This is a genomic window from Ottowia sp. oral taxon 894, assembly GCF_001262075.1.
In the GTDB taxonomy this organism is placed as follows: domain Bacteria; phylum Pseudomonadota; class Gammaproteobacteria; order Burkholderiales; family Burkholderiaceae_C; genus Ottowia; species Ottowia massiliensis.
Genome location: NZ_CP012073.1, coordinates 2,757,576 through 2,781,523, shown reverse-complemented (window position 1 = coordinate 2,781,523; position 23,948 = coordinate 2,757,576). Strand labels below are relative to the sequence as shown.

22 protein-coding genes are annotated in these 23,948 nt (G+C 55.4%); 3 read left to right on the top strand and 19 right to left on the bottom strand.

Going from position 1 to position 23,948, the window contains the following annotated elements:
* Window positions 1-48: 48 nt before the first annotated feature.
* The 4 genes from ADJ79_RS12220 to ADJ79_RS12205 all read right to left on the bottom strand — a co-directional run bounded on the left by ADJ79_RS12220 (window position 49) and on the right by ADJ79_RS12205 (window position 10,167).
* On the bottom strand, window positions 49-1,818 hold the full coding sequence (locus tag ADJ79_RS12220) for a TolC family protein (RefSeq protein WP_050716204.1): 1,770 nt from the start codon (window positions 1,816-1,818) through the stop codon (window positions 49-51).
* A complete protein-coding gene (locus tag ADJ79_RS12215; RefSeq protein WP_050716203.1) occupies window positions 1,808-3,175 on the bottom strand; it encodes an HlyD family type I secretion periplasmic adaptor subunit in 1,368 nt (455 codons plus the stop codon). The genes ADJ79_RS12220 and ADJ79_RS12215 overlap by 11 nt, the downstream gene beginning before the upstream one ends.
* Window positions 3,172-5,385 (bottom strand): type I secretion system permease/ATPase, encoded by a 2,214-nt coding sequence (locus ADJ79_RS12210; protein ID WP_082203305.1) that lies wholly within the window; start codon window positions 5,383-5,385, stop codon window positions 3,172-3,174. The genes ADJ79_RS12215 and ADJ79_RS12210 overlap by 4 nt, the downstream gene beginning before the upstream one ends.
* Before the next feature lie 246 nt (window positions 5,386-5,631).
* On the bottom strand, window positions 5,632-10,167 hold the full coding sequence (locus tag ADJ79_RS12205) for a calcium-binding protein (RefSeq protein ID WP_172674075.1): 4,536 nt from the start codon (window positions 10,165-10,167) through the stop codon (window positions 5,632-5,634).
* Between the two features lie 156 nt (window positions 10,168-10,323).
* Between ADJ79_RS12205 and ADJ79_RS15060 the strand changes: the two genes are divergently transcribed.
* Window positions 10,324-10,623 carry a hypothetical protein gene (locus ADJ79_RS15060; RefSeq protein WP_172673989.1) on the top strand — a complete coding sequence of 100 codons (300 nt, stop codon included), beginning with the start codon at window positions 10,324-10,326 and terminating at the stop codon, window positions 10,621-10,623.
* Window positions 10,624-10,776: 153 nt separating this feature from the next.
* Here the strand turns inward: ADJ79_RS15060 and ADJ79_RS14770 are convergent, their stop codons facing one another.
* From ADJ79_RS14770 to ADJ79_RS14745, 6 genes are all read right to left on the bottom strand, one after another.
* Window positions 10,777-11,436 carry a hypothetical protein gene (locus tag ADJ79_RS14770; RefSeq protein ID WP_156304226.1) on the bottom strand — a complete coding sequence of 220 codons (660 nt, stop codon included), beginning with the start codon at window positions 11,434-11,436 and terminating at the stop codon, window positions 10,777-10,779.
* A gap of 240 nt (window positions 11,437-11,676) precedes the next feature.
* Complete coding sequence (locus tag ADJ79_RS14765) at window positions 11,677-12,288, bottom strand: hypothetical protein (RefSeq protein WP_156304225.1); 612 nt, start codon at window positions 12,286-12,288, stop codon at window positions 11,677-11,679.
* Entirely contained in the window at window positions 12,285-12,794 is a 510-nt protein-coding gene (locus ADJ79_RS14760) for a hypothetical protein (RefSeq protein ID WP_156304224.1), read from the bottom strand. The genes ADJ79_RS14765 and ADJ79_RS14760 overlap by 4 nt, the downstream gene beginning before the upstream one ends.
* Before the next feature lie 210 nt (window positions 12,795-13,004).
* Window positions 13,005-13,736, bottom strand: coding sequence for a calcium-binding protein (locus ADJ79_RS12200; RefSeq protein WP_256381532.1), 732 nt, complete (start codon window positions 13,734-13,736; stop codon window positions 13,005-13,007).
* A 15-nt stretch (window positions 13,737-13,751) separates the two neighbouring features.
* The gene (locus ADJ79_RS14750) at window positions 13,752-13,994 is read right to left on the bottom strand and encodes a hypothetical protein (RefSeq protein WP_156304223.1); all 243 of its coding nucleotides are present in this window, start codon (window positions 13,992-13,994) and stop codon (window positions 13,752-13,754) included.
* A 728-nt stretch (window positions 13,995-14,722) separates the two neighbouring features.
* A complete protein-coding gene (locus ADJ79_RS14745; RefSeq protein ID WP_156304222.1) occupies window positions 14,723-15,232 on the bottom strand; it encodes a hypothetical protein in 510 nt (169 codons plus the stop codon).
* A 40-nt stretch (window positions 15,233-15,272) separates the two neighbouring features.
* Between ADJ79_RS14745 and ADJ79_RS14740 the strand changes: the two genes are divergently transcribed.
* Entirely contained in the window at window positions 15,273-15,584 is a 312-nt protein-coding gene (locus tag ADJ79_RS14740; protein ID WP_156303908.1) for a hypothetical protein, read from the top strand.
* On the opposite strand, the gene ADJ79_RS12195 is transcribed toward ADJ79_RS14740, so the two are convergent.
* The 5 genes from ADJ79_RS12195 to ADJ79_RS14725 form a co-directional block, all read right to left on the bottom strand.
* The gene (locus tag ADJ79_RS12195; RefSeq protein ID WP_156304221.1) at window positions 15,520-17,961 is read right to left on the bottom strand and encodes a calcium-binding protein; all 2,442 of its coding nucleotides are present in this window, start codon (window positions 17,959-17,961) and stop codon (window positions 15,520-15,522) included. The two genes, ADJ79_RS14740 and ADJ79_RS12195, sit on opposite strands and share 65 nt — an antisense overlap.
* Window positions 17,962-17,974: 13 nt before the next feature.
* Entirely contained in the window at window positions 17,975-18,607 is a 633-nt protein-coding gene (locus ADJ79_RS14735; RefSeq protein WP_156304220.1) for a hypothetical protein, read from the bottom strand.
* 95 nt (window positions 18,608-18,702) lie between these two features.
* Window positions 18,703-19,257 (bottom strand): hypothetical protein, encoded by a 555-nt coding sequence (locus tag ADJ79_RS12185; RefSeq protein ID WP_050716198.1) that lies wholly within the window; start codon window positions 19,255-19,257, stop codon window positions 18,703-18,705.
* Window positions 19,258-19,518: 261 nt separating this feature from the next.
* Window positions 19,519-19,896, bottom strand: coding sequence for a hypothetical protein (locus tag ADJ79_RS14730; protein ID WP_156304219.1), 378 nt, complete (start codon window positions 19,894-19,896; stop codon window positions 19,519-19,521).
* Window positions 19,893-20,405, bottom strand: a complete 513-nt coding sequence (locus ADJ79_RS14725) for a hypothetical protein (RefSeq protein ID WP_156304218.1) — start codon at window positions 20,403-20,405, stop codon at window positions 19,893-19,895. Before ADJ79_RS14725 ends, ADJ79_RS14730 begins: the two co-directional genes overlap by 4 nt.
* Before the next feature lie 260 nt (window positions 20,406-20,665).
* On the opposite strand from ADJ79_RS14725, the gene ADJ79_RS14720 reads away from it, so the two are divergent.
* Window positions 20,666-20,806, top strand: coding sequence for a hypothetical protein (locus tag ADJ79_RS14720; protein ID WP_156304217.1), 141 nt, complete (start codon window positions 20,666-20,668; stop codon window positions 20,804-20,806).
* Window positions 20,807-21,451: 645 nt separating this feature from the next.
* Here the strand turns inward: ADJ79_RS14720 and ADJ79_RS15625 are convergent.
* From ADJ79_RS15625 to ADJ79_RS14700, 4 genes are all read right to left on the bottom strand, one after another.
* Window positions 21,452-21,769: a hypothetical protein gene (locus ADJ79_RS15625; RefSeq protein WP_305809691.1), complete on the bottom strand. Its 318-nt coding sequence runs from the start codon at window positions 21,767-21,769 to the stop codon at window positions 21,452-21,454.
* 15 nt (window positions 21,770-21,784) lie between these two features.
* Window positions 21,785-22,048 (bottom strand): hypothetical protein, encoded by a 264-nt coding sequence (locus ADJ79_RS14710; protein WP_156304216.1) that lies wholly within the window; start codon window positions 22,046-22,048, stop codon window positions 21,785-21,787.
* Entirely contained in the window at window positions 22,023-22,574 is a 552-nt protein-coding gene (locus ADJ79_RS14705) for a hypothetical protein (protein WP_156304215.1), read from the bottom strand. Before ADJ79_RS14705 ends, ADJ79_RS14710 begins: the two co-directional genes overlap by 26 nt.
* An 841-nt stretch (window positions 22,575-23,415) precedes the next feature.
* On the bottom strand, window positions 23,416-23,922 hold the full coding sequence (locus tag ADJ79_RS14700) for a hypothetical protein (protein WP_156304214.1): 507 nt from the start codon (window positions 23,920-23,922) through the stop codon (window positions 23,416-23,418).
* Window positions 23,923-23,948 lie beyond the last annotated feature (26 nt).

Sequence of the window (23,948 nt, the reverse complement as noted above, 5' to 3'; positions counted from 1 at the left end):
GAAATGAGCTGCAAGGCACAAACGACAGAAGGATCTTGAACCGGCTCTTCAGTGAATGGCCGCCTCTTGCAGCCACAGGCTCAGGCGGGCGCGGTTCCATTCGGTCAGGGTCTGGGACAGCTCGAGCTGGGCTTGCTGGAGCTGGGTCAGGCTCTGGTTGAGCTGGGTGATGTCGGCGGCGCCTGCGGCGTACTGGCGGTGCGTGGACTGGGCGGCTTGCATGGACAGCCGCCACAGCCGCCTGGCCAGGCGCAGGTTTTGCCAGGCGGCGCGGGTCTGGGTATGCAGTTGCGCCAGGGTTTGCAGGGTTTGCTCCTGGGCTGCCTGGTATTCGATGTATTTCTGCTCGGCCTGCGCTTGGGCGGCGCGGACTTTGTAAGTGCTGGCAAAGCCGTCGAACAGGGGCACGGTCAGGCTCAGGCCCAGCACGTTTTCATGCGTGCGGCTGGCGGTGATGGCGTTGTTGGGGCGGCCATTGCGGTAGTGGGCCAGGTTCAGATCCAGCGTGGGCAGCCCTTCGGATTGCGCGGCGCGCAAAGCTTCTTGTGCGGCTTGCCACTGCGCCCGCGCGGCAAGAATGGCGGGGTGGCGCTGGCGGGCCTGTTCCAGCCAGTCCGGCAGGGGCGGCAGGGCCGGGGAAGATGCATGGTCCAAGTCAGCCGGCTGGTCCGGGTCATGCGCGGCGGGCGCGCCTGCTTCGGGCGCTGCGGTTTGGTCATCAGCATCGGCGTCAGCGGAAAGGCCGATGTCGTCTGCGCTGTCTGCGCCGCCTTCTTCGCTGCCAGCCGGAAAAACGTCTTGCAGCCGCAAAGGCTGCGCGGCAGGCAGGCCAGTGAGGTAGGCCAGGCGGGCGGCGGCTTCGGCGTATTCGCCTTGGGCGCGGCTCAGTTCAAGCTGAATGCGCGCTTGCGCGGCCTGCGCTTGCACGGTGTCATGGGCGCTGCCTGCGCCGCCTTCCTGGCGGCGGCGCGCGGCTTGCACGGTGCGGCTGGCCAGCGGAGCCAGGCTTTGCTGGGTGTGCAGGCGCGTTTGGGCGGCCTGGGCGCGGCCCCAGGTTTGCAGCAGTTCAGTCAGCGTTTGGTGAACGGTGGCGTCTTGCGTGTAGAGGGCCGCTTGCAGTTGGGCCTGCGCGGCGGCTGTGCGGGCACTGCGCGCGCCCCAGTCCCACAAGCGCCAGGCGATAACGGCGTTTTTGGAAGTGGCCCAGGTGGTGTGGCTGGGAACGTCGGAGGGGCCATAGCTGACGCGGCTGCGCTGGCGGGCCAGCCCCGCGCTCACCTGGGGCCAGCGTCCGCTTTGCGCCTGCCCCACTTGCGCGGCCTGCTGGGCAATGGCGGGCCAGGTGGCGCGCACTTGCGGGTTGTGACACAGGGCCAGATGCATGGCGGCAGGCAGGGTGAGCAGCGGCGGCTGGCCCGCCGGCGCGTCTGGCTGCCCGCTCAGCAGGGTTTGCAGCGCCCACTGGCTGTGCTGCGGGCTGGCGGCCGCGCGGGCCGGTGCGGCGGCGGAGCCGGGGCCGCCGCCTGGCGGGCCGCAGTCCAGCCCGCTTGTGGGGGGCGCGGGCGGCAGCGCCATCAGATCGGGCGGGGGCAGCGCATCCAGCGGTTTGTTCAATGGCTGCTCCAGCCGCGCCGGGCGGGTGCGCGCCGGGTCTTGCCAGGGCGTGAGACGGTCACGCCAGCCAGAGGCGTCAGCGGCCTGCGGCCATTCAGGCCCGGTCTGCGCGGCGGCAGGCGGCGGCGCCAGCGCGGCCAGCAGCACGACAAGCGATGCGCCATGCAACGCGCCAGGCAGCCAGCGCAAACGTTCAGCGCTCATTCAGAGCCTCGTGGGTGTGGCGCAGCAGCGGGCTGAGCACGTATTCGATGATGCGGCGCTCGCCCGTTCTGATTTCCACGCTGACCGACATGCCGGGCGTGATGGGCGTGGGCTGGCCATTGACGTTCAGCTCGGCGCGCTCCAGCTGCACTTTCACGCTGTAGATCAGGCCGCGCTTTTCGTCGGCGATGGCGTCTTGCGAAACGTGGGAGACACTGCCGGGCAGCGTGCCGTATTTGGTGTACTCAAAGGCATCCACCTTCACGGCGGCGCTTTGCCCGGCGTGCACGAAGCCTTTGTCCTTGTTTTCCATGAAGGCCTCCACCTCCACCGGCCCGCCGCTGGGCACGATGTGCAAGATGGGCTGTGCCGCCTGCGCCACGCCGCCCAGCGTGTGTATGGCCAGCTGCTGCACGGTGCCATCAATGGGCGCCTTGAGCGTGTGCAGGCGGCTGGCGCTGGCGGCGCGCAAGGCGTCTTGCGCGGCAGCAGCAGCGGTGCGGCGGGCCTGGGCAATTTCGTCCAGCGCCTGGCGCGTGACCTCGGCGGCCAGGCCTGCCTGCTGGTTGCGCGCCTCTTGCAGCTGCGCCTGCAATTGCAGGCGGGCCTGCTCCTTGTCCTGCCAGGCATCGCGCGAGACATCGCCCGTGGCGGCCAGTGCCTTGTAGCTGGCGGCCTGCCGCTCGGCCAGCGGCAGCGCCTGGCCGTAGTGGGCGATGTCATCCGCCAGCTTTTTGCGCCGCGCGGCGTAGTCCTGCCACTGGCCCAGCACATGGGCGCTGGCGGCTTGCCAGCGGCTGGCGTCCAGCGTGGCGCCGCTGTCGCGGTTGAGCTGCGCCAGCGGCGGCAAGGCAGGCGGGCGGCCGTGGCGCAGGGCTTGCAGCAGCGCCTGGTTGCGCGCGAGGGTGAGGACGGATTCGTTGCGCTCGCCCAGGGCGCGGTCGCGCTCGGCGTCCAGCGCGCTGGTGTCCAGCTGCAGCAGCACATCGCCCGCGCGCACGCGCTGGCCTTCACGCACGTTCAGGGCGATCACGCTGCCAGTTTCCACAGCGGCGATCACCTTGCTGCGCTCGCTGGGAATGACCTTGCCCTGGGCGGTGACGACGATGTCCATGCGCCCGATCAGCGCCCAGGCAAAGGCCGTCAGCACCAGCAGCATGAGCAGCCAGGCGATCAGGCGCGCCGTGCCCGAAGGCGGCGTTTCCTGCACGGCCAGCGCGGCGGGCAAAAATTGCGCTTCGTCTTCGCGCAGCATGCGGCCTTGCAGCTGATCGCGGCGCTGCCAGTGCCAGGCAAAGGCGCGGGCGTAGCGGCCCCAAAGCTCGCGCCAGGCCTGCCAGCGGTGGCGCAAGCTCATGCGCGCCCTCCCTGCTGCAAGCGGTACAGGTGGCTGTAGATGCCTTGCGGATTGGCCAGCAGCGCGGCGTGGCGGCCTTCTTCGGCAATCTGGCCGCGCTCCAGCACGATGATGCGGTCGGCATCGCGCACGGCCGAGAGGCGGTGGGCAATGATGAGCACCGTGCGCCCCTGGCAGATGCGCCGCATGTTGTCCTGAATGATCTTTTCCGACTCGTAATCCAGCGCGCTGGTGGCCTCGTCAAAAATGAGAATGCGCGGGTCGCCCAGCAGTGCGCGGGCAATGGCGATGCGCTGGCGCTGCCCGCCCGACAGGCCCGCGCCGTGCTCGCCCACCAGCGTGTCGTAACCCTCGGGCAACTCGCAAATGAAATCGTGCGCGCCGGCCAGCCGGGCTGCTTGCATGATGGCCTCGATAGGCGTGGCCGGATTGACCAGCGCAATGTTGTCGCGCACCGAGCGGCCAAACAGCACGTTTTCCTGCAACACCACGCCAATCTGGCGGCGCAGGCTGGCGGTATCGACGATGGCAATGTCCTGCCCGTCAATCAGCACGCGCCCCCGGTCGGGCACATAAAGGCGCTGCACCAGCCGGGTGAGCGTGCTCTTGCCGGAGCCGGAGCGCCCCACGATGCCAATCACCTCCCCCGGCGCAATGCGCAGTTGCAGGCTGCGGATGACATCCGGCGCGTCAGGCCGGTAGCGGAAAGACACCTGATCGAACTCGATCGCGCCCGCCAGCCGGGGCAGGCGCGTCTTGCCGCCTTCAATTTCGGTGCGCGCGTTCAGAATGTCGCCCAGACGGCTCATGGAAATGCTCACCTGCTGAAAGTCGTTCCACAACTGCGCCATGCGCAAAATGGGGCCTGACACCTGCCCGGCCAGCATGTTGAAGGCAATCAGCTCCCCCACCGTCAGCCGGTTCTCAATCACCAGCGACGCACCCAGCCACATGATGCCCAGCGTCACCAGCTTGCTCACCAGCATCACCGCATTGCCCGCCACCGTGGATACATTCGTGGCCGACAGCCCCGCCGCCACATAACCGGCCAGCTGCCTATCCCACTTCTGCTGCCAGCGCGGCTCCACGGCCATGGCCTTGACGGTATCAATGCCGCTGATCGTCTCCACCAGAAAAGACTGGTTTTCCGCGCCCCGGTTGAACTTCTCGTTCAGCCGCGCCCGCAGCACCGGCGTAAACAGCAGCGACAGCAGCACATACACCGGAATGGAAGCGGCCACGATCAGCGTCAGCTCCTGGCTATAGAAAAGCATCACCGCCACGAACACCACCGAAAACACCAAATCCAGCGCCAGCGTCATCGCATTGCCGGTGAGAAAACTGCGAATGCTCTCCAGCTCCCGGATGCGCGCCACCGAATCGCCCACGCGCCGCGCCTGAAAGTAGCCCAGCGGCAGCGCCATCAGGTGCCTGAACAGCCGCGCGCCCAGCTCCACATCAATCTTGCTGCTCGTGTGCGCAAAAACATAGGTGCGTATGCCCGTGAGCAGCGCCTCGAACACCGTGGCCGCCAGCAGCCCGGCGGCAATCACATTCAGCGTCTGCATGGCGTGATTGACCAGCACCTTGTCCATCACCACCTGAAAAAACATGGGCGTGACCAGCCCAATGAGTTGCAGCACGAAAGACACCAGCAGCACCTCTCCCAGCAGCCGCCGGTACTTGATGACTGCGGGAATGAACCATGTGAAATCAAAGCGCGCCAGCTCACCCGCATAACTGGCCCGGCTCGTCAGAAACACCAGCTCCCCGCTCCACAGCCCCATGAACGCGGCATGCCCCAGCGCCTGCGGCGCCTCGCCCGGGCGCTGGATGAGAAAGCGCCACTGCTGCGGCTCCTGCTGCGATTCCTGCCGCCCGCCCGCATCCACCTTCGCCAGGATGAAAAAGCGCCCCTCCTTGTCGATCGCGATGCAAGGCAGCGGCGCCTTGTGCAAGCGCTGCGGCGGCTGGCGCACCGCCTTGGCGGCAAAGCCCAGGCTCTTGGCCGCATGCAGCAGCATGGTGACATCGAACGCCGCGCCGCCATATTCATGCCGCAACCTGGCCTCATCGGCAGGCAGCCCATGAAACTGCGCCATGACCAGCAGCGCCAGCAAGCCCGAATCAGGCGGCGGCGCGCAAGCATCCGCCGAAGAAGCCGGAGGGGCTGAAGGGGCCTGAGGGGCCGTGCAGGCTGTGGGTTGCATGGCGCGTTTCAGATTGCCTGCCCGGCGCGTACCGGCCCGGCGCGGCGCACAGGCGTGCCAGCGCCCTCTGCACGCGGCACGGCATGGCGTGCAAGAAGCCTCATTTCAGCTATCGGATCAATAGCATAATGTCCCCGTGGAATGGGCGCTGATGGCATTTTGACAGGGGTCAATTTCGCTCCTGTTTTTGGGTCAATGGGCAGGCCGCAGGCAGGGCTTGCCCGCCGCTTCGGCCTGCCCCCCGCTTCACGCGCTGGCTGCCAGCAGGGGCCGGAAACCGCCGGGCTGCGCTTCAAGGCTGGCCGGGCCGGTTTGCGCGCTGGCTGCCGCCGGCGGCGCAAAGCTGGCCAGCGCGCCTGCCAGGCGCTGGGCTTGGGCTGTGGCGCTGAAGTCTTCCGCCATGAGCATGCGCCGCGCCCATGCGGACGGCACGTAGGCCGCTGGCTGCGGCGCGCCCTCGGCCTGCTGCCCGCCTTCTTGCCCAAACTCGCTCATGGCCTGCGCCAGCGCGTCGGCTTCAACCCACGGCCCTTTGTGGTTGTGGATGAGTTCATCTTCAACCCACGGCCCTTTGTGGTTGTGGATGAGTTCACCTTCAGCCCACGGCCCTTTGTGGTTGTGGATGAGTTCATCTTCAGCCCACGGCCCTTTGTGGTTATGGATGAATTCATCTTCAGCCCACGGCCCTTTGTGGTTGTGAATAAACGCGCCTTCGACAAAGCCCGTGGCGGGCGCGGCGGAACGCATGAGGCTGGGCGCGGCGGCCAAGGGCGTGTCTTGGGCCTGCTGCCCGAATTCGCTCATGGCCTGCACCAAGGCGTCGGCTTCGGCCCACGGTCCTTTGTGGTTGTGGATGAGTTCACCTTCAACCCACGGCCCTTTGTGGTTGTGAATAAGCGCGCCTTCCTGGCCGAACGGGCTGCTGGCCTGCTGCGGGGTTTGGCCTGGTTCGATGATGCCGGGGCGGATGGCGGGCGCGGCGCTGGCGCTGCGGATGAGGACGTCTGGCGCCGCCGCCCGTCTCGCCGCTGTCAGGCTGCCGTTTTTGCGGTTTTGCCGTTCGCTTTGTTCCAGCCGTTGCACCAGTTGCGCGGCGCTGAGGGTGACACCGTCGGCAAAGCGCACTTGTTCGATGGCGTGGCCGCCTGCGGCCAGCTGGCCGCGCAGGGTGAGGGTTTGGCCTTCAAAGCCGAGGATGAGGTCCTGGCCCTGGCGGGTGAGCTTCCAGTTGGCTGTGGAGGCGATGTGCTGCAGGCGCACGGTGTCGATGTCCTGGGCTGTGGCAGCGCTGCTGTCTTCTTCGATGGTGTCGCTGCCTTGGGCGCGGCCCCAGATGTAGGTGTCGCTGCCTGCGCCGCCAATGAGATGGTCGTCGCCCTGGTGGCCGGCAAGGAAGTCGTTGCCTGTGCCGCCCCAGAGGCGGTCGTCGCCCAGGCCACCGTGGATTTCGTCGTTGCCTTCTCCCCCGTAGAGCCAGTCGTCGCCGCCTTCGCCGTAGAGGTGGTCGTCTCCGGCTTCGCCGCTGAGGGTGTCTTGGCCCTGGCCGCCGTAGAGCCAGTCGCCGCCTTGGCCGCCGAAGATGCGGTCGTTGCCGCCTTCGCCGTAGAGGTGGTCTTCATCCGCGCCGCCATGAAGCTGGTCGTCGCCTTCCGCTCCGTAGAGCCAGTCTGCGCCTTGGCCGCCGCTGGCGATGTCGTCACCCGCGCTGCCGTGTAGACGGTCTGCGCCTGCGCCGCCAGCCAGGGTGGGCGTTGCGGGTTCAGGCTGCGGCACGGGATTGCCTTGGGCGTCAAGCACAAGGCCAGGCGTTGGCGTCGGCGTTGGCGTCGGAGTTGGTGTCGGTGTCGGTGTCGGAGTTGGCGTCGGAGTCGGAGTTGGCGTCGGCGTTGGTGTCGGATCGGGATTGGGTACAGGTTGCGGATCAGGATTCGGCTTCGGATCAGGATTCGGCTTCGGATCGGGGTTCGGCTTCGGATCAGGGTTCGGCTTCGGATCAGGGTTCGGCTTCGGATCAGGGTTCGGTTTCGGATCGGGGTTCGGTTTCGGATCGGGCTGCGCCGGTGTGTATTCAGGCAGTTGCAGTCCCAAGAACGCACTGCTGCCCCGGAAGAAGTCGCGCACGTGTACGTGGCCCGCGCTGCCTTGTCCTCCCGCGCTTGCACGTATGACCAGGTCCGCCCCTTGCCGCGTGAGGCGGGCTTTGCCGTCGCTGCTTTGCCATTGGTCTTTGCCTGTGGCCTTTACGCTTTCTCGCGTGAGGGCCGTGCCGTCAAACAGGAGGCTGCCTTGGCCGTCTTTGTCGGCAATGACGGTGCTGCCGCCTTGTTGCAGCATGCCGCTGTAGAGGTGGTAGGTGTCCTGGCCGCTTTGGTCGGTGATGGTGTCATTGCCTGCGCTGAGGTGGTAGGTGTCGTTTCCGCTTTCGTCGGTGAGGCGGTCGTCTCCCGCTCCGCCTGCAAAGGTGTCGTCTCCCGCTCCGCCGTCCAGCCAGCTGCCGTCGCTGCCTGCGGCCAGCCGGTCGTCTCCTGCTCCGCCGTGCAGTTCGTCATGGCCGCTGCCGCCAATGAGGGTGTCATCGCCGTCTTCTCCGTAGAGCTGGTCTTGCTGGCCGTCGTCGTCGCTGGCGTCCAGGCTGTCGTGGCCTGCGCCGCCATAGAGCCTGTCATGGCCCGCGCCGGCATAAAGCTGGTCGTCTCCGCTGGCCGCGTGGGCAGGCATGTCTTGCGCGTCGTCTCCGTAGAGGGTGTCGTCGCCTTCGCCTCCGTAGAGGATGTCGTTGCCCGCCTGTCCGGCGATCCAGTCGTGGCCTGCGCCGCCGTCCAGGATGTCGTCGGCTCCGCCTTCGGCTACGCGCTGCTGCTGCATGAAGCTGATGCCCGCGCCCAGGGTGAAGCGGTAACCCGTTCCGTGCGGCTCGGCTTGCCAGTCCCATTCATGGATGCGGCCATTGGGGATCACAACGGGGTTCATGGCGTAGGCGCCGTCTGTGCGGGCCTGCTGAAACTCTTGCGTGGCCGCATTCCAGCTGTAGCTGCGCGTGCCTGCGCCTGCGTAGGACTGCGCTATGACGCGGCTTGCCACGCTGTATTGCGCATCTCCCAGGATGAGGTCATCGCCTGCGCCGCCTTTGATGTCATCGCTGCCCGCGCCGCCAAAGAGCACATCTTTTGCGCTGCTGCCGTAAATGTGGTCGCTGCCCGCTTCGCCGCTGATCCAGTCGCCTCTTTGGTGGCTTTGGCCGTTGTGCCGCTGCCATTGATCATCGTCACTGGCGCCCCATAGCCAGTCGTCGCCTGCGCCGCCGTAGATCATGTCGGTGTTTGGGCCGCCGTAGACGGTGTCGTCATCAACCATCCCCGGCCGCGTGAAGGCCTGGCCCGCGCGGATGTACTCGCGCCCTTCTCCTCCAATTACCACGTCGCTGCCGCTGCCAGCCATGACGTAGTTGCCATTGCCGTCTCCTGTGCTGATGTGGTCGGCATGGTTGGAGCCGATAAAAGAATTGGACTGGCTGTTGCCTGCAAGGGAGACGCCTTTGTCGGCCTGGCCTGCGTTGATGTGGATGTAGCCGCTGGTTCCCGATTGGTCGAGACCCAAGCCGGATTGGGTTCCGCCCGGGCCGGGCTGGGGGTCAGGCGCTTTGTCCGTCATGCTCAAGCCCAGCTGGCCATTGGTCCAGTTGCGGATGCGCGCAATGATGTGGCCCGATTTTTTGTTTTTCACCAGCAGGTAAGTGTTCGCTCCGCTGCCTGTGAGGCTGTAGAGGATGCCTTGCTCTTCATTGACCCAGACTTTGTCTGCCTTGCGCTGGCCGCCTTGCAGCGTGTGGCCATCAAATTCCAGGTGGCCGTCCCCGTCGCTGTCGTAGATGGTGTTTCTGCATACTTCCGACGCGCGCATCACGTAGGTGTCATGGCCCGCGCCGCCTGCCAGTTCATTGACGCCGCTGCCGCCTTCCAGCCGGTCCGCGCCTTCTCCCCCTATGAGGATGTCACCCTTGGCGCCGCCTACAAAGTGGTCGTCTCCCGCATTGCCCACGAACAGGCTCTTTTTGTCCGGCTCGGCTGCTTGCACGCTGGCGCCTTGCCCGCCTTGCACCACGTGCCAGACTTGCGCGGCCATGTTCATGCTGAATAGCACGTTGCGCCCCAGCAGCGGCTCCAGCCACTGGCTGACGTAGTGCTGCGCCTTGTCTTGCGCCCCAGGCAGCCCGGCGCCAACCGCCGTAACGTAGTGCAGCACCTGGTTTTCTACCGTGAAAAACTCCTGGCCCGCGTAGCTGCTGCCTTGCCAGTAATACCACTCCATGGCTTGCGCCCATAGCGCCTTTTGCGCTTCTTGCGACAGACCGTCTGTAATTTTGTACAGATCATTGGTGAAGTGGCTCAGCTGGCTGTCTGCGCTGCCGATGCCTTTTTGCAGTGTGTCAGCCACCAGCCCCGTTACGAAGTCGCGCGTGGAGTAGTTGGGGTCGCTGGCGTAAAAGGCCGTGTCCAGCAGCATGGGGGTGAAGTCGGGACGGTCTTTCATGTATTGCCGCAGCCGGTCTTCATACAGCAAGGCCGCGTGCAGGTTCATGCTGTGCAGCGATAGGCTCTCTGACAGCGGCCTGTCTCCTATGCTGATTTCGCGGTCTTCGCCCATGACGGTGGGCGTGACTGCACGCAGATATTGAAGAAACTCGCCGCTTACGTGATGGTTGATGACTTTTTTCTCGCGCTCTCCATATTCTGAAGGAATAATCAGATCGCGCAAATTTTTGATTTCTTTCAATACTGCCATGCTTTGCACAATGGCAGCATGGGCCGTCAGTGTAGCCGCTGTTAGGGTTATTGTGGCGGGATTATTGACTGCAGCTTCAAATGGCGCTTCCGCAAAAGTTGTTGCAGGGCGATTGAACCAAACAGCCATGTTCGAGGCCAGCCCGCCACCCAAGCTGTGACCTGTGAAGCTGATTTTCTGGGGATCCTTGCCGTTTTCTGCGGCCCAATTGACCACGGCCAAAAAATATTGCGCAGCCAGCATTTGCTGGATGTGATACGGCCCCAGTTTTCTGACAAGCGCCATGCCTACGTCTGTGACGAGATCGGCTATCGTGTTGTAAATGCGGTCATCCAGCAAGAAATCGGTGCCCTTGTAGGCAATGACTATTTCTCCCGTGGCTTCGTTCAGATAAGCTCCGGCCGTGAAACTCACCGGATTCCATTCGTTCAGGTTGTCACCGGGCGCAAAACCTAGATCAGATAGATTTTTCCAACCCGGAGGAACAGGAAGTTTGTTGCTAGCATTATCATCTGAACCTCCACCTCCACGTTGATTATTATAAACATGCGCAGAAAAAGCTGCGTATTCATTAGTTGTCGCCATGACGTCTCCTTTCACTATTAAAAATCAATCCGAATGTGTCGTACCATTATCAAGACCAGCATAAAAATTCGCTAGCGCCTGATAGTCTTCCAACTTGATAGTTTTTCCAAATTTCCAACGATCTCCAGTTATTGGGCACCATTGCATATCTTTTTGTTGTATAGTCAGTAATGACAATTGAGTGTATATGCATGGATAAACATTTTCTTCCTCTCTTGCCCGCTCTGGAATGGATAAAAATGGTATTCTCACAAAATCAGCACCATTCCAAACAAATCCAACCATAAAATTCTTTGGATATCTATAATATTGATTCTTTGTTATGCCAGCAGGTTTCCCAAAAACATAAACTTTTCCATCTACGACATCTACTCTTTGCGGTCGCAGGCGAGAATACCAAACCCGCTTGCCGCCAAGTTCCGGCAGATTAATGGTAACCCAACTTTGCAGCGTTCCATAATGTGAGTGATAGCTCCGCTTCTGGTGTATCGTGATAATCCTTCCATCAGACAATCTCACTTCCTCGTACCAGCTCGGATACCGCTCACGGTAAAGCGCCCAGCCGCTCCAGGCCAGCACGCTGGCAGCCGCCGCCAGCAAGGCCATTCCCATCATTGATTTCAGTTTCACGCTACCCATCCAAATCAAAAAAATACCGGAACCGCTTTCCGCAAGGAGATTCATGCGCCGCGCGTCGCTGGCTATAGGCGCCTTTCAAGAACTATTTCTCCCCGTGGTTTCATTCAAACAAACTCCAGCCGCGAAACTCACAGCGCCAGCAGACCGCCAAGGTTGCTTCACGTGTCATGGTCATTTCTGATCTCCTACATGGGCTGGCCTTTGCCCAGCCGACTATCGATTTATTCAAAAAAAGCTCGGCACCGCCTTGCAAGAAACCGGCGCTATTGAAGGTGGAGATGTGTTCTATGGAGAGGCTGCCTCCAAAATGCGCGCAAAGGCCGAGGCCAGATGCCCACCCAGGCTGTGGCCATTGATGGAAATTGAATTGGCGCCTGTCAGTCTGCCCGTCCCTTGCGCGGGCGAACCGGTTGTGACCCATGACCAGGGCAAAGGAATTGGCACGCCAATCGGAGTCGGAACATTGACATTGGCATTGACAAGCTGTGTGACCGTCTCCGTGGCTGGCGTGGTTTCGCGCAGCCACCAGTTGATCATGTCAATGATCTGGCTACGGGCCGATGAACTCAAGGCCAAGTCGATGTCCGCGCCTACTATATCCTTGCCGTTCAGTTCTGTTCCCCTCGTGGAAAGAAAGACTTTGCCTTCATAGGGCGTGCCTTGGCGGCCTTTCCAGACAATAGCGTCAAAACCGGATTCGTGATATTCTGAAGCGTACCTATTGTCGATTACCTCAAAATTATCAGCAATGAATCTTGCCAATTGGGGCGTCATGCGCGTTGGGAGCGCCCCTTTTGCATCTCCCCATTGATCTCGACTTATAGCACCTATTGGCAAATCTATATAGGAAGCATCTGCGAGTAACGCATTAATATAGGCTAATTGAATGTAACTCATTGCGAGTCTCCTTTCTCTAAAAGAACCTCAACATTAGTGGCGCGGACAATATCAGGCAACTCTTTGGGAGTACAGTAGGAACCACCAGAATCACCATTGAAAGATATTTTTTTTAGTAAGATGCCACCCTCTCTGGAACATTGGATAAAAGAAAGAAAAATTTTGCCACTATCTATATCTTGATATTTGCCGCTCGAGCAAAAAGTTGGAACTATATACCCTTTAAGCTTGACGCTTTTTATTTCTAGTTTTGCACGCCGAACATTTATCCAATCAGGCTCAAGCTTTACCATCACTTTACGATGACATATATATTCAAACTGAATCGCCCCAATAATATGATCAAAAAACAATATGCACAATATGCCAACAAAAACCCCTGCATGCAGAAGAAAAAATTTATTAGGAGATAGTGACCACCCGAAAATCTTGATCAACCGGTTGCTGATGAACGCGGCAATCACGATAAGTCCAGCCAGAATGGCATAAAAAACAATGGCAATCATGTATCGAAGTCCTCTTTAAAGAGTATTTATATTGGCAAACTTGTTCTAATGTTCTGAACAACGAGCTTTGTTCACGCCAAAGCCTCTGCCGCTTCATGTCATGTGGAGAACCGGCGCCATTGCGATCTGCTCTCAACGGAATGCTTTATACACCCGGTTTTTGCTTCTACCGATCCTTATTTCATGAAAAGCATGAACGATTTCCGCTTTTCAGGCCCAGCTTCCGATAAAAGGCGATATTGGAGCGATGAACGGCATATTCGGTTGATGGCAAAAAAACGTCTGCGGCCAGTTGTCATCGTCAGCTACGCGCTGCTGCTGCATGAAGCTGATGCCCGCGCCCAGGGTGAAGCGGTAACCCGTTCCATGCGGCTCGGCTTGCCAGTCCCATTCGTGGATGCGGCCATTGGGGACCACAACGGGGTTCATGGCGTAGGCGCCGTCTGTGCGGGCCTGCTGAAACTCTTGCGTGGCCGCATTCCAGCTGTAGCTGCGCGTGCCTGCGCCTGCGTAGGACTGCGCTATGACGCGGCTTGCCACGCTGTATTGCGCATCTCCCAGGATGAGGTCATCGCCTGCGCCGCCTTTGATGTCATCGCTGCCCGCGCCGCCAAAGAGCACATCTTTTGCGCTGCTGCCGTAAATGTGGTCGCTGCCCGCTTCGCCGCTGATCCAGTCGCCTCTTTGGTGGCTTTGGCCGTTGTGCCGCTGCCATTGATCATCGTCACTGTCGCCCCACAGCCAGTCGTCTCCTATGCCGCCGTAAATCATGTCGGTGTTTGGGCCTTCATATTCCAGATGGTCTTTGCCGTCGTTGTCATAGATGGTGTCAACACCCGTGTCAGTCTTGCCCAAAACATAGGTGTCTTCTCCCGCCCCGCCTTTCAGCCAGTCATTGCCCGCGCCGCTTTCCATACGGTCGTCTCCATTGCCGCCATACAGGCGGCCTCTGCTGTTTTACCGCCAGACTGCGGCGTCAAAACCTGTGTCCGCTGAAAGCGGAAAGTCATTTGTATTAATGCTATTGACAACTGAAAAATGTTTGCCCATGTAGTCGGCAATTATTGGCGTCATGCGTTTATTAATACCTTTATGTGTTTTCATATCCTCACCAATAAGTCCATTTCGATCTTTCTCTTTGATGGCATAAGTTGCATCCGCAAGCAATGCGTTGATATAACTGCGATGGATGGAGATCATGATGAGCCTTTCACTCTACGATGAAAATCTGATTGTTGGCGTATTCTCCTTGATAATAAAAACATTTCGAATGGATAAACATTGGACTGCTGCCATTTATGCCGACCCAGGTATATGTGGCGAGCCATCCTCCTCCGGAAGTTCCATATGCGCGAAAAGTGGCCAAAGTCTCTTTTGTTTGCGCATCGGTCAATGATATGAAGTCTTCTTCTATCGGAAGCGCGGAATGTGACACAGGCCTGCCTTCAGTCCGGTTTATTATTACTTTTTTCCTTTTGCCTTTGATAAATCAGCACTCGAAATACCATATCTTTTACACAGATACTCATATTGAATAGCCCCAATAATCTCATCCGCCAGCATCAGCGGAAAAGCGCCAATCACAATAGCCAAACGTGTGAAAAACACCACAACAGGCGACCATTTCAGTCGGCAAGTCAGTCATTTACTCAGCGCGATCAAAATCCTGACGAAGACTATAAGCGCACCCAAAAATAATAATCCAGCCATGAGTCATCTTTCGTCTTGTTATCGTTCACAAGAATCAGGGCAACCAGAATTGACAATCCAAAATTCGTCAGCAATGAATTTCGATAATTGGAGCGTCATACTATTTGAGAGAATTCCTTTTTTATTTTTCAATTATTCTCGATCAATAATGCCTATTGGTAAATCTATATAGACTGCATCTGCAAGTAATGCATTGATATAGGCGGATTGAATGTAGCTCATTGCGAATTTCCTTTCTCTATAAGAGCATCAACGTTAATGGCATGAAAAATACCCGGCATCTCTTTGGCAACACAGGAAGCACCACCAGAACTACCATTAAAGGATATTTTCTTGAGGAGAATACCTCCCCCTCTGGAGCATTGTGTAAAAGAAAAAAATACTTTCCCGCTATCTATATCCTGATATTTGTAGTCCGTGCAGGAAGTTGGAACGAGATATCCCCAGAGTTTAGTCTCTTTTGTCTCAAATTTTGCACGTCGCACTTTTATCCAGTCGGGATCAAGTTTCACCGTCGCTTTGTGATGACATACATATTCAAATTGAATTACTCCAATAATATGATCGAAAAATAATATGAAAAATATGCCAAAAAAGACTCCCACGCGCAAAAGAAATAATTTATTGGGTGACAGCGACCACCCGAAAATCTTGACCAGCCGGTTGCTGATGAACACGGCAATCAAGATGAATCCACCCAAAATGGCGTATACAATCATTCCTATCATGCACCGATTCCTTATTTAGATAATATACATATTGGCAAACTTGTTCTGGTTGACGAGCTTTGCTCACGCCAAAGACTCTGCCGCTTCACGTCATGTGGACAACCAGCAACATTGCGATTTGCTCTCAACGGGACGCTTTATACACCCGGTTTTTGCTTATGCCGGCCCTTATTTCATGAAAAGCATGAACGATTTCCGCTTTTCAGGCCCAGCCTCCGATAAAAGGCGACATTGGGGCGATGAACGGCATATTCGGTTGATGGCAAAAAAACGTCTGCGGCCAGTTGTCATCGTCGGCTCCGCCTTCGGCTACGCGCTGCTGCTGCATGAAGCTGATGCCCGCGCCCAGTGAAGCGGTAACCCGTTCCGTGCGGCTCGGCTTGCCAGTCCCATTCGTGGATGCGGCCATTGGGGACCACAACGGGGTTCATGGCGTAGGCGCCGTCTGTGCGGGCCTGCTGAAACTCTTGCGTGGCCGCATTCCAGCTGTAGCTGCGCGTGCCTGCGCCTGCGTAGGACTGCGCTATGACGCGGCTTGCCACGCTGTATTGCGCGTCTCCCAGGATGAGGTCATCGCCTGCGCCGCCTTTGATGTCATCGCTGCCCGCGCCGCCAAAGAGCACATCTTTTGCGCTGCTGCCGTAAATGTGGTCGCTGCCCGCTTCGCCGCTGATCCAGTCGCCTCTTTGGTGGCTTTGGCCGTTGTGCCGCTGCCATTGATCATCGTCACTGGCGCCCCATAGCCAGTCGTCGCCTGCGCCGCCGTAGATCATGTCGGTGTTTGGGCCGCCGTAGACGGTGTCGTCATCAACCATCCCCGGCCGCGTGAAGGCCTGGCCCGCGCGGATGTACTCGCGCCCTTCTCCTCCAATTACCACGTCGCTGCCGCTGCCAGCCATGACGTAGTTGCCATTGCCGTCTCCTGTGCTGATGTGGTCGGCATGGTTGGAGCCGATAAAAGAATTGGACTGGCTGTTGCCTGCAAGGGAGACGCCTTTGTCGGCCTGGCCTGCGTTGATGTGGATGTAGCCGCTGGTTCCCGATTGGTCGAGACCCAAGCCGGATTGGGTTCCGCCCGGGCCGGGCTGGGGGTCAGGCGCTTTGTCCGTCATGCTCAAGCCCAGCTGGCCATTGGTCCAGTTGCGGATGCGCGCAATGATGTGGCCCGATTTTTTGTTTTTCACCAGCAGGTAAGTGTTCGCTCCGCTGCCTGTGAGGCTGTAGAGGATGCCTTGCTCTTCATTGACCCAGACTTTGTCTGCCTTGCGCTGGCCGCCTTGCAGCGTGTGGCCATCGACCATGAGGCGGCCTTGGCCGTCGCTGTCAAAAACAGTATCCGTGCCTTGGTCTTTGCTGCCGAACAGATAGGTGTCGTTGCCTGCGCCTCCTTCCAGATAATCATTGCCGCCACGTCCGTCCAGCGTGTCATTTCCATCGCCACCGTAAATACGGTCCTCGGCTGAACCGCCTCGCAGCTGAGTGGTATCACTATCGTCACTGCCGAAAATAATGTGGCGCTTTTCAGCCACGCCCAGATCCCATCCATTGACAGTCAATTGCTTGCCTGAGGCTACATCGCTAATGACGGCATCTCCCCATTGCCAGGAAGGCACATGGGGCAATCTGGGGGGTTTTTCATAAATCTGGAAAAGCTTCAAAGCATTGGCGCGGTCTTCCAGATAATTCTTCGTCATATGGCCTTTGTGTGGCCCTTCTGCCAGCTCGAGAGCGCCGTCCTTATTGACAGCATCATAATCAAGCGCTGGCAAAACAGCATATCGCATCTGTTTGAGGGCATAGCGCGCGGCCAATCCTTCTGAAGTATTTTGCAAAGCCAGCTCCAGCAGGCTGTCAACGGCAGTCACTGAATCTCCATAGCCTGTCCAACCCATCGCCTCGCCAATGGCCTGCGCATTGAGCAGATGATTAATGCCGCCACCAGTAGACAAGGCGGGTTGGGGCAGATAACCCAACGCATCAGGTGTTTTTCTGAGGCTGGCCATCTTGGTTTCCCCCAGGTTCAGAAAAGTCACCAGCAGCGAATCCTTGAATTCCTGAGGCAGTGTGTTCCAGTGACTGCCGTAAGCCTGATTCTGGACAAACCACGCTTCCGCTTCCTTGATATAGAGGGCATAGAATTTGACAACGGCATCAGATGATGGATCAATCAGATCCTCAACCATCTTGGCGTAATCCGAATAGTAGTCATCAAGCTCCAGTGCCTTGGCTTCAGCCGGGTATTTCTTCAGCAAGCGAACGGCCGTGCTGATTCTGAAATTTCCCCAGCCCACATCAATCAGGCTGGGATGTTTCAGCTTTTCTGATGTGGATGGTATGCGGTCCGGATCTTCGGCAAACGCCGCTTCGACTTCCGCTATTTCTTTTACCCAGAATTCATGCGTTCTGGCCGACCCCGAAGGAATGGCAGCCAGATAGGCGGCAAGAGATGTAAGATTTGCCGCATTTGCGGCATAGGCCAGCAGCTCCGTGGCGATCGACCCATAATTGTCATATTGGGCAATCTTGTCAGCTGTCCACTGCGTTGTTTCGTTGCTCAGATAATCCTTTCGCTCCTCCGCCAGGATGCCAGCTATGCTGCCGGAAGAAACACCTATTAACTCAGCTATTCTTGCTATAGGCACTTTTAATGATTTAATCCATTCGAACGATTGACCGGGATAAGCCTGGTCTGCGTGGACTCTTGAAAAGAATACAGTCGAATTTGCCATGATAAGCTCCTTTCTATTGGCTCCTGCACCTCATGATGAACCACTTTGGTTCAATCTTCCTTAAAACACACTCGCCCCGCTCCCATTTGGGATATCTCAGCGAGGGCAATACACGCATTCCAAGATATTTCTCGGGACCGTTGCCCCCCCATGGCGGAACAATTCTTCCATTTTCAATCTTGGGATCAACAGGGATATAATAATAATTTTTCCAATGCACTCCACTGAATAGCGCAGGGGCATTATATTGATCACGTCCCCGCATCTCGATGATGATGCTTGTCCTGTGCCAACATTCTTTCCATGATTTCTTTTGATCCATCTCCCTCAATCGATTACTGGCCTCAATGGAATAAGGGTTATCAAGCCAACAATGTATGCTGCCTCCAATAGCATCTATGCCTGCCATTTTTTTCAATTGGTCGGTACGAGGCGTTTTCCAGCTGCTCCGGTTCACCTCTTCTGCCGCGAGATAGGTATCTGCCAGTTCCTGAAACTCGCTGCGATGCTGGTAAAAATGATCGATCATTTCCTGATCGGAAATGAGCTGGCTGGTTCGGTATTCCCAAAGCAGCACATACGCTCCCATGCCCAGCAGACAATAAACCATAAATTCAGGGATTGAAATTCGTCGTCGTGACTGCATGATTTTCTATCAACATGAAATGTTCGTGGTTATATATTGATCTGTTTTTACATCGCTCCGGATGAATCATATGTTCATCTGGCTATAAATATGAACTAAACAAAAGCCGCAAAGTCTTCGCACGCCTGCTGCGGCGCAATGGCGCCCGCTGGCTGAATGCGCAGTTTGCCTTCCAAGGCCCGATACGCCGGGTCAGCTTGCAATTGGGCCAGGGTTTCATGAAATTTGACGCGGCCCTTATCGCTGTCGCTGACGTCGCTGGCTGGCAGGCTTTCGATGTTGGAGCCATGAATAAAGCGCCGCACGGCATCCAGCACTCCCTCCAGCGAGCCTTTGGCAATGTGGCTGCCCGATGAAACGATTTGGTTCAGGGCTTCAATGCTCAAATCAGGCGCGAGTTTTTCCAGCGCATGGCCCAGCGCAAGCATGTCCGTGAGGCGGTACATGTAATGGTTGGTCAGGCCCGTGCCTTCTTCCTGAAATAGGCCCACGCGCTGGCCCATCTGGGTAAACCACCAGTTATTGGTGGTGAAATTAATGCCATTCTCGGCAAAATAGTTGCTCTGGCTGCTGGAAACCGCTGACATGGGCTGGCCTTTGCCCAGCAGGTTGTCAATTTTGTTGAAGAAAAGCTCGGCAGTGATTCGCAAGAAACCGGCGCTATTGAAGGTGGAGATGTGTTCTATGGAGAGGCTGCCGCCAAAAATGCGCGCAAAGGCCGAGGCCAGATGCCCGCCCAGGCTGTGACCATTGATGGAAATTGAATTGACGCCTGTCAGTCTGCCCGTCCCTTGGGCGGGAAGGCCGGGAACAACCAGGGATAGGGGCGAAGGAATGGGTACGCCAGTCGGAGTGGGTATGTTGACCAGTTGCCTGACGGTTTCCGTGGTCGGCGTGGTCTCGCGTAACCATCAGTTGACCATGTCAATAATCTGGCTGTGAGCCGATGAACTCAAGGCCAAATCGAGGTCTGCGCCAAACATATCCTCTCCCGGCTGAGTTCCCCGGGTCGAAACAAAAACTTTTCCTTCATAAGGCGTGCCTTTGCGACCTTTCCAGACAATGGCATCAAATCCAGAGCCAAGTCCAGGGAAATCATTATTGTATTCATTGCTGATGACTTCGAAATTGTCGGCTATGAATTTTGCCAATGGAAGCGTCATGCGTTTTGAAAGTGCCCCTTTTTTGGGATCTTCCCATTGATCTCGGCTTATAGCACCTACTGGCAAATCTATATAGGCCGCATCTGCAAGTAATGCATTGATATAGGCGGATTGAATGTAGCTCATTGTGAATCTCCTTTCTCTAAAAGAATCCTTAAATTAATTTTATCACTTATGCTATCCAAATTTTTTGGATAGCATGAATCGCCAATTGAAAAATCGCCGCCCAATATTTTTTCGATGAAAAAACCTCCTTCTCTACTACAAGATACATAAGAAAAAAAAGTTTTCCCGTTATCTTTGTCCTGGAATTCACTCACAGCGCAAGAAATTGGGACTGCTGAAAAACTCACAGATTGAACATATGCAGTTTTTGAATGGGCCCGCTGAACTTCCTGCCATCCAGGCTCTAATTTTGTTATTGTTCGCTGATGACATATATATTCAAATTGAAAAATACCAATAACAAGGTCGCCAAACAATATCATTAGAAAACCCACCACAATTCCTATCTGTAGAAAAAATAACTGATTACGAGACAGCACCCATCCACGGCCTTTAACCAGCCAGTTGCTGATGCGCACGGCAATCCAAATCAGTCCGCCTAGAAAGACATAAACAATGATTCCACTCACTTACTAGATCCTTTTATAGATAATACTACTAATTGAAAAGATTATTCTGAACAACGAGCTTCGCTCACACTAAAGCCTCTGCCGCTTCACGTCATGTGGAGAACCAGCGCCATTGCGATTTGCTCTCAACGGGATGCTTTATACACCCGGTTTTTGCTTCTACCGATCCTTATTTCATGAAAAGCGTGAACGACTTCCGCTTTTCAAGCCCAGCTTCCGATAAAAGGCGACATTGAGGCGATGAACGGCATATTCGGTTGATGGCAAAAAAACGTCTGCGGCCAGTTGTCATCGTCGGCTACGCGCTGCTGCTGCATGAAGCTGATGCCCGCGCCCAAGCGGATGAAATGTTGCTCATTGCATTTTTCCTTTCTCGAGAAGAGTTGCGGCATCAAGCCTAATGAAGATATAACGCAAATCTTTTGGATGACATCCCTCAAATCTATATCAAATATTTTTCCAAATAGAACACTCCCTTTCCTTCCGCAAGCGGTATAGGAAAGATATTTTTGTATCCATGTCATAACATTTAATTTCTTCGCGAACAATATAAATTACGTATTTCTTTTGCCGAATAAAATAATCTTCTTTTCACACCCTCTGTATATTCACCCAATCAGATGCAATTTTTTTGCCATCACTTTGCGATGACGCACGCATTCAACCCGAATCATAAAATAATGTAATCAAGAAACCATACAAAATAAATACAATCACAAAAACTCCTGCACGCAAAAGAAATAATTTAATAGGAGACAGTGACCTTCTGAAAATTTCGACTAGCCGGTTGCTGATGAGCAAGGCAATCCGAAAAAATACAATCAAAATGAAGTAGGCAAGTAATCCCGCCATGCTCAGAGTTCCTTTTTCAAGCGTATTAGGAAACTGTTTTTAAAACCATGCATTCAGGTCGAAGGCTCTGCCCGCTTCAGCGCGCGACTGAACATCATCATGCGGGAGATCGGCGTCATTGAGATTGGTTCTCCACGGAACAATTTACACACCCGTTTGCCGTCTCTGCATACCCCTAAAGCCCGTGAAATGATTCACACTTTACGCTCCAGCATTCGATAAAAAAACAGCATCGGGATGATAAACGACATATTCAAGTCATCACAAATAACGCCGCACTTCCACAGCTCATCGTCACTGCCGCCCCACAGCCAGTCGTCTCCTATGCCGCCGTAGATCATGTCGGTGTTTGGGCCTTCATATTCCAGATGGCCTTTGCCGTCGCTGTCATAGATGGTGTCAACACCCGTGTCAGTTTTGCCAAAAACATAGGTGTCTTCTCCTGCCCCGCCTTCCAGCCAGTCGTTGCCCGCGCCGCTTTCCATACGGTCGTCCCCATTGCCGCCATACAGGCGGTCTCTGCTGTTTTACCGCCAGACTGTGGCGTCAAAACCTGTGTCCGCTGAAAGCGGAAAGTCATTTGCATTAATTCTATTGACAACTGAAAAATGTTTGCCAATGTAGCCGGCAATTATTGGCGTCATGTGCTTCCTAAACTCATCATATTCAGCGATGTCCCTTCCATTCATCCCTGCGGGAAAGCTTTTTCTAAAAGCATAAGCAGCATCTGCAAGCAGCGCATTGATAAACGTGTGGAAAGAAGTGTCATAATGATCCTTTCTGGTAGTCAAGGGAAGGAATGATGGCGATCTTATTTCTTGAAAAAATGGCTTCTTGCTCAGAGAATGTCTGACAACCAATTATCTGATAATCAAAATACGTTTCAAGTATGGGATGTCCGTTACCCAAGCCAATAAACGTATGTCTGGCCAACCACCCTCCTGATGGAAGATAGTTAGAAAATTCCGCGAGCTTTTCATTCGTTTTCGCATCGAGTATGGTAGTCTTATATTCCATTGTGGGCATGGCCATATTTTTTACACGAATGCCGCCAACCACATTCCGTGTCACAGATTTTCCGTAAGCTTTGGAAAGATCCGTATTTCTTAGGCCATGAGATTTGCACAGGCGATCAATTTGATATTTGCCAATGTGTTCATCAATGACCATCAGATGAGCAACACCAACAACAATAGCTACGCGCGTGAAAAACACCACAGCAGGCGGGCATTTCAGTCTATAGGTCAGCCATTTGCTCAGCGTAATCGAAAACCTGAAAAAGATGATGAATACGGCCAAGGTAATGATTCCGAGCATGCCAAGCCCCTTTTAATCAACTGACGCACACAGATGAAAGTTCATCTTGCTACCTTTCAAACAGGATATATTGCATCCGCAAGCAATGCGTTGATATAGCTGCGATGGATGGAGATCATGATGAGCCTTTCACTCTACGATGGAGATCTGATTGTTGGCGTATTCTCTTTGATAATAAAAACATCTCGAATGGGTAAACATTGGACTGCTGCCATTTATGCCGCCCCAGATATATGTGGTGATCCATCCTCCTCCGGAAGTTCCATATGCGCGAAAAGTGGCCAAAGTCTCTTTTGTTTGCGCATCGGTCAATGATATGAAGTCTTCTTCTATCGGAAGCGCGGTATGTGGCACAAACCCGCCTTCAGTCCGGTTTATTATTACTTTTTTCCTTTTGCCTTTGATAAGTCAGCGCTCGAAATACCATATCTTTTGCATAGATACTCATATTGAATAGCCCCAATAATCTCATCCGCCAGCATCAGCGGAAAAGCGCCAATTACAATAGCCAAACGCGTGAAAAACACCGCAGCAGGCGACCATTTCAGTCGGCAAGTCAGCCATTTACTCAGCGCGATCAAAATCCTAACGAAGACTACAAACGCACCCAAAAGTAATAATTCAGCTATGAGTCATCTTTCGTCTTGTTATCGTTCACAAGAATCAGGGCAACCAGAATTGACAATCCAAAATTCGTCAGCAATGAATTTCGCCAATTGAGGTGTCATGCGCCTAGATAAGATTTTATATATGCCTACATCTATATTTATTTCCCCCTCTTGGCAAATCACCATATGAAGCATCAGCAAGCAATGCATTAGTATAGGCAGAAAAATGTTGCTTATTGTGAATCTCCTTTCTGTAAAAGATCTTTAATATCAACCATCAGAGAGATATTTTCCGTATCCTTTGGAAAACAAATACCTCCAGTATTATTACCCAGTGATGCTGCATCCGCAATGAAGCTAGGATCATTTTCACAAAAAGTATAAGAAAAAAATACTTTTTCTGTATCCATGTCATAGTATTCAACGTCCGTGCAGAAGGTTGGAATAAAATATCCATATTGTTTTCTTCTCTTCTCTGTTACACTGGCACGTCGCACACTTTGCCAGTTAGGCTCGAGTTTTACGTTAATCTTTCGATGACATAGATATTCAAACTGAATCGCGCCCACAATATCCCTAGAAAATAATATAAAAAATATACCAAAAAAGACTCCCACGCGCAAAAGAAATAATTTATTGGGTGACAGCGACCACCCGAAAATCTTGACCAGCCGGTTGCTGATGAACACGGCAATCAAGATGAATCCACCCAAAATGGCGTATGCAATCATTCCTATCATGCACTGATTCCTTATTTAGAGAATAT

Excerpts from the sequence above, each read along its gene's own strand:
- ADJ79_RS14765 (WP_156304225.1), bottom strand. The coding sequence starts at position 12,288 with ATGAGTTACATTCAATTAGCCTATATTAATGCGTTACTCGCAGATGCT.
- ADJ79_RS14770 (WP_156304226.1), bottom strand. The coding sequence starts at position 11,436 with ATGAATCTCCTTGCGGAAAGCGGTTCCGGTATTTTTTTGATTTGGATG.
- ADJ79_RS14720 (WP_156304217.1), top strand. The coding sequence starts at position 20,666 with ATGGCAAAAAAACGTCTGCGGCCAGTTGTCATCGTCGGCTACGCGCTG.
- ADJ79_RS12215 (WP_050716203.1), bottom strand. The coding sequence starts at position 3,175 with ATGAGCTTGCGCCACCGCTGGCAGGCCTGGCGCGAGCTTTGGGGCCGC.
- ADJ79_RS14745 (WP_156304222.1), bottom strand. The coding sequence starts at position 15,232 with ATGATAGGAATGATTGTATACGCCATTTTGGGTGGATTCATCTTGATT.
- ADJ79_RS14750 (WP_156304223.1), bottom strand. The coding sequence starts at position 13,994 with ATGATCTCCATCCATCGCAGTTATATCAACGCATTGCTTGCGGATGCA.
- ADJ79_RS12220 (WP_050716204.1), bottom strand. The coding sequence starts at position 1,818 with ATGAGCGCTGAACGTTTGCGCTGGCTGCCTGGCGCGTTGCATGGCGCA.
- ADJ79_RS14705 (WP_156304215.1), bottom strand. The coding sequence starts at position 22,574 with ATGCTCGGAATCATTACCTTGGCCGTATTCATCATCTTTTTCAGGTTT.
- ADJ79_RS14730 (WP_156304219.1), bottom strand. The coding sequence starts at position 19,896 with ATGAGCTACATTCAATCCGCCTATATCAATGCATTACTTGCAGATGCG.
- ADJ79_RS14735 (WP_156304220.1), bottom strand. The coding sequence starts at position 18,607 with ATGCAGTCACGACGACGAATTTCAATCCCTGAATTTATGGTTTATTGT.
- ADJ79_RS14700 (WP_156304214.1), bottom strand. The coding sequence starts at position 23,922 with ATGATAGGAATGATTGCATACGCCATTTTGGGTGGATTCATCTTGATT.
- ADJ79_RS14760 (WP_156304224.1), bottom strand. The coding sequence starts at position 12,794 with ATGATTGCCATTGTTTTTTATGCCATTCTGGCTGGACTTATCGTGATT.
- ADJ79_RS12210 (WP_082203305.1), bottom strand. The coding sequence starts at position 5,385 with ATGCAACCCACAGCCTGCACGGCCCCTCAGGCCCCTTCAGCCCCTCCG.
- ADJ79_RS12205 (WP_172674075.1), bottom strand. The coding sequence starts at position 10,167 with ATGGCAGTATTGAAAGAAATCAAAAATTTGCGCGATCTGATTATTCCT.
- ADJ79_RS12195 (WP_156304221.1), bottom strand. The coding sequence starts at position 17,961 with ATGGCAAATTCGACTGTATTCTTTTCAAGAGTCCACGCAGACCAGGCT.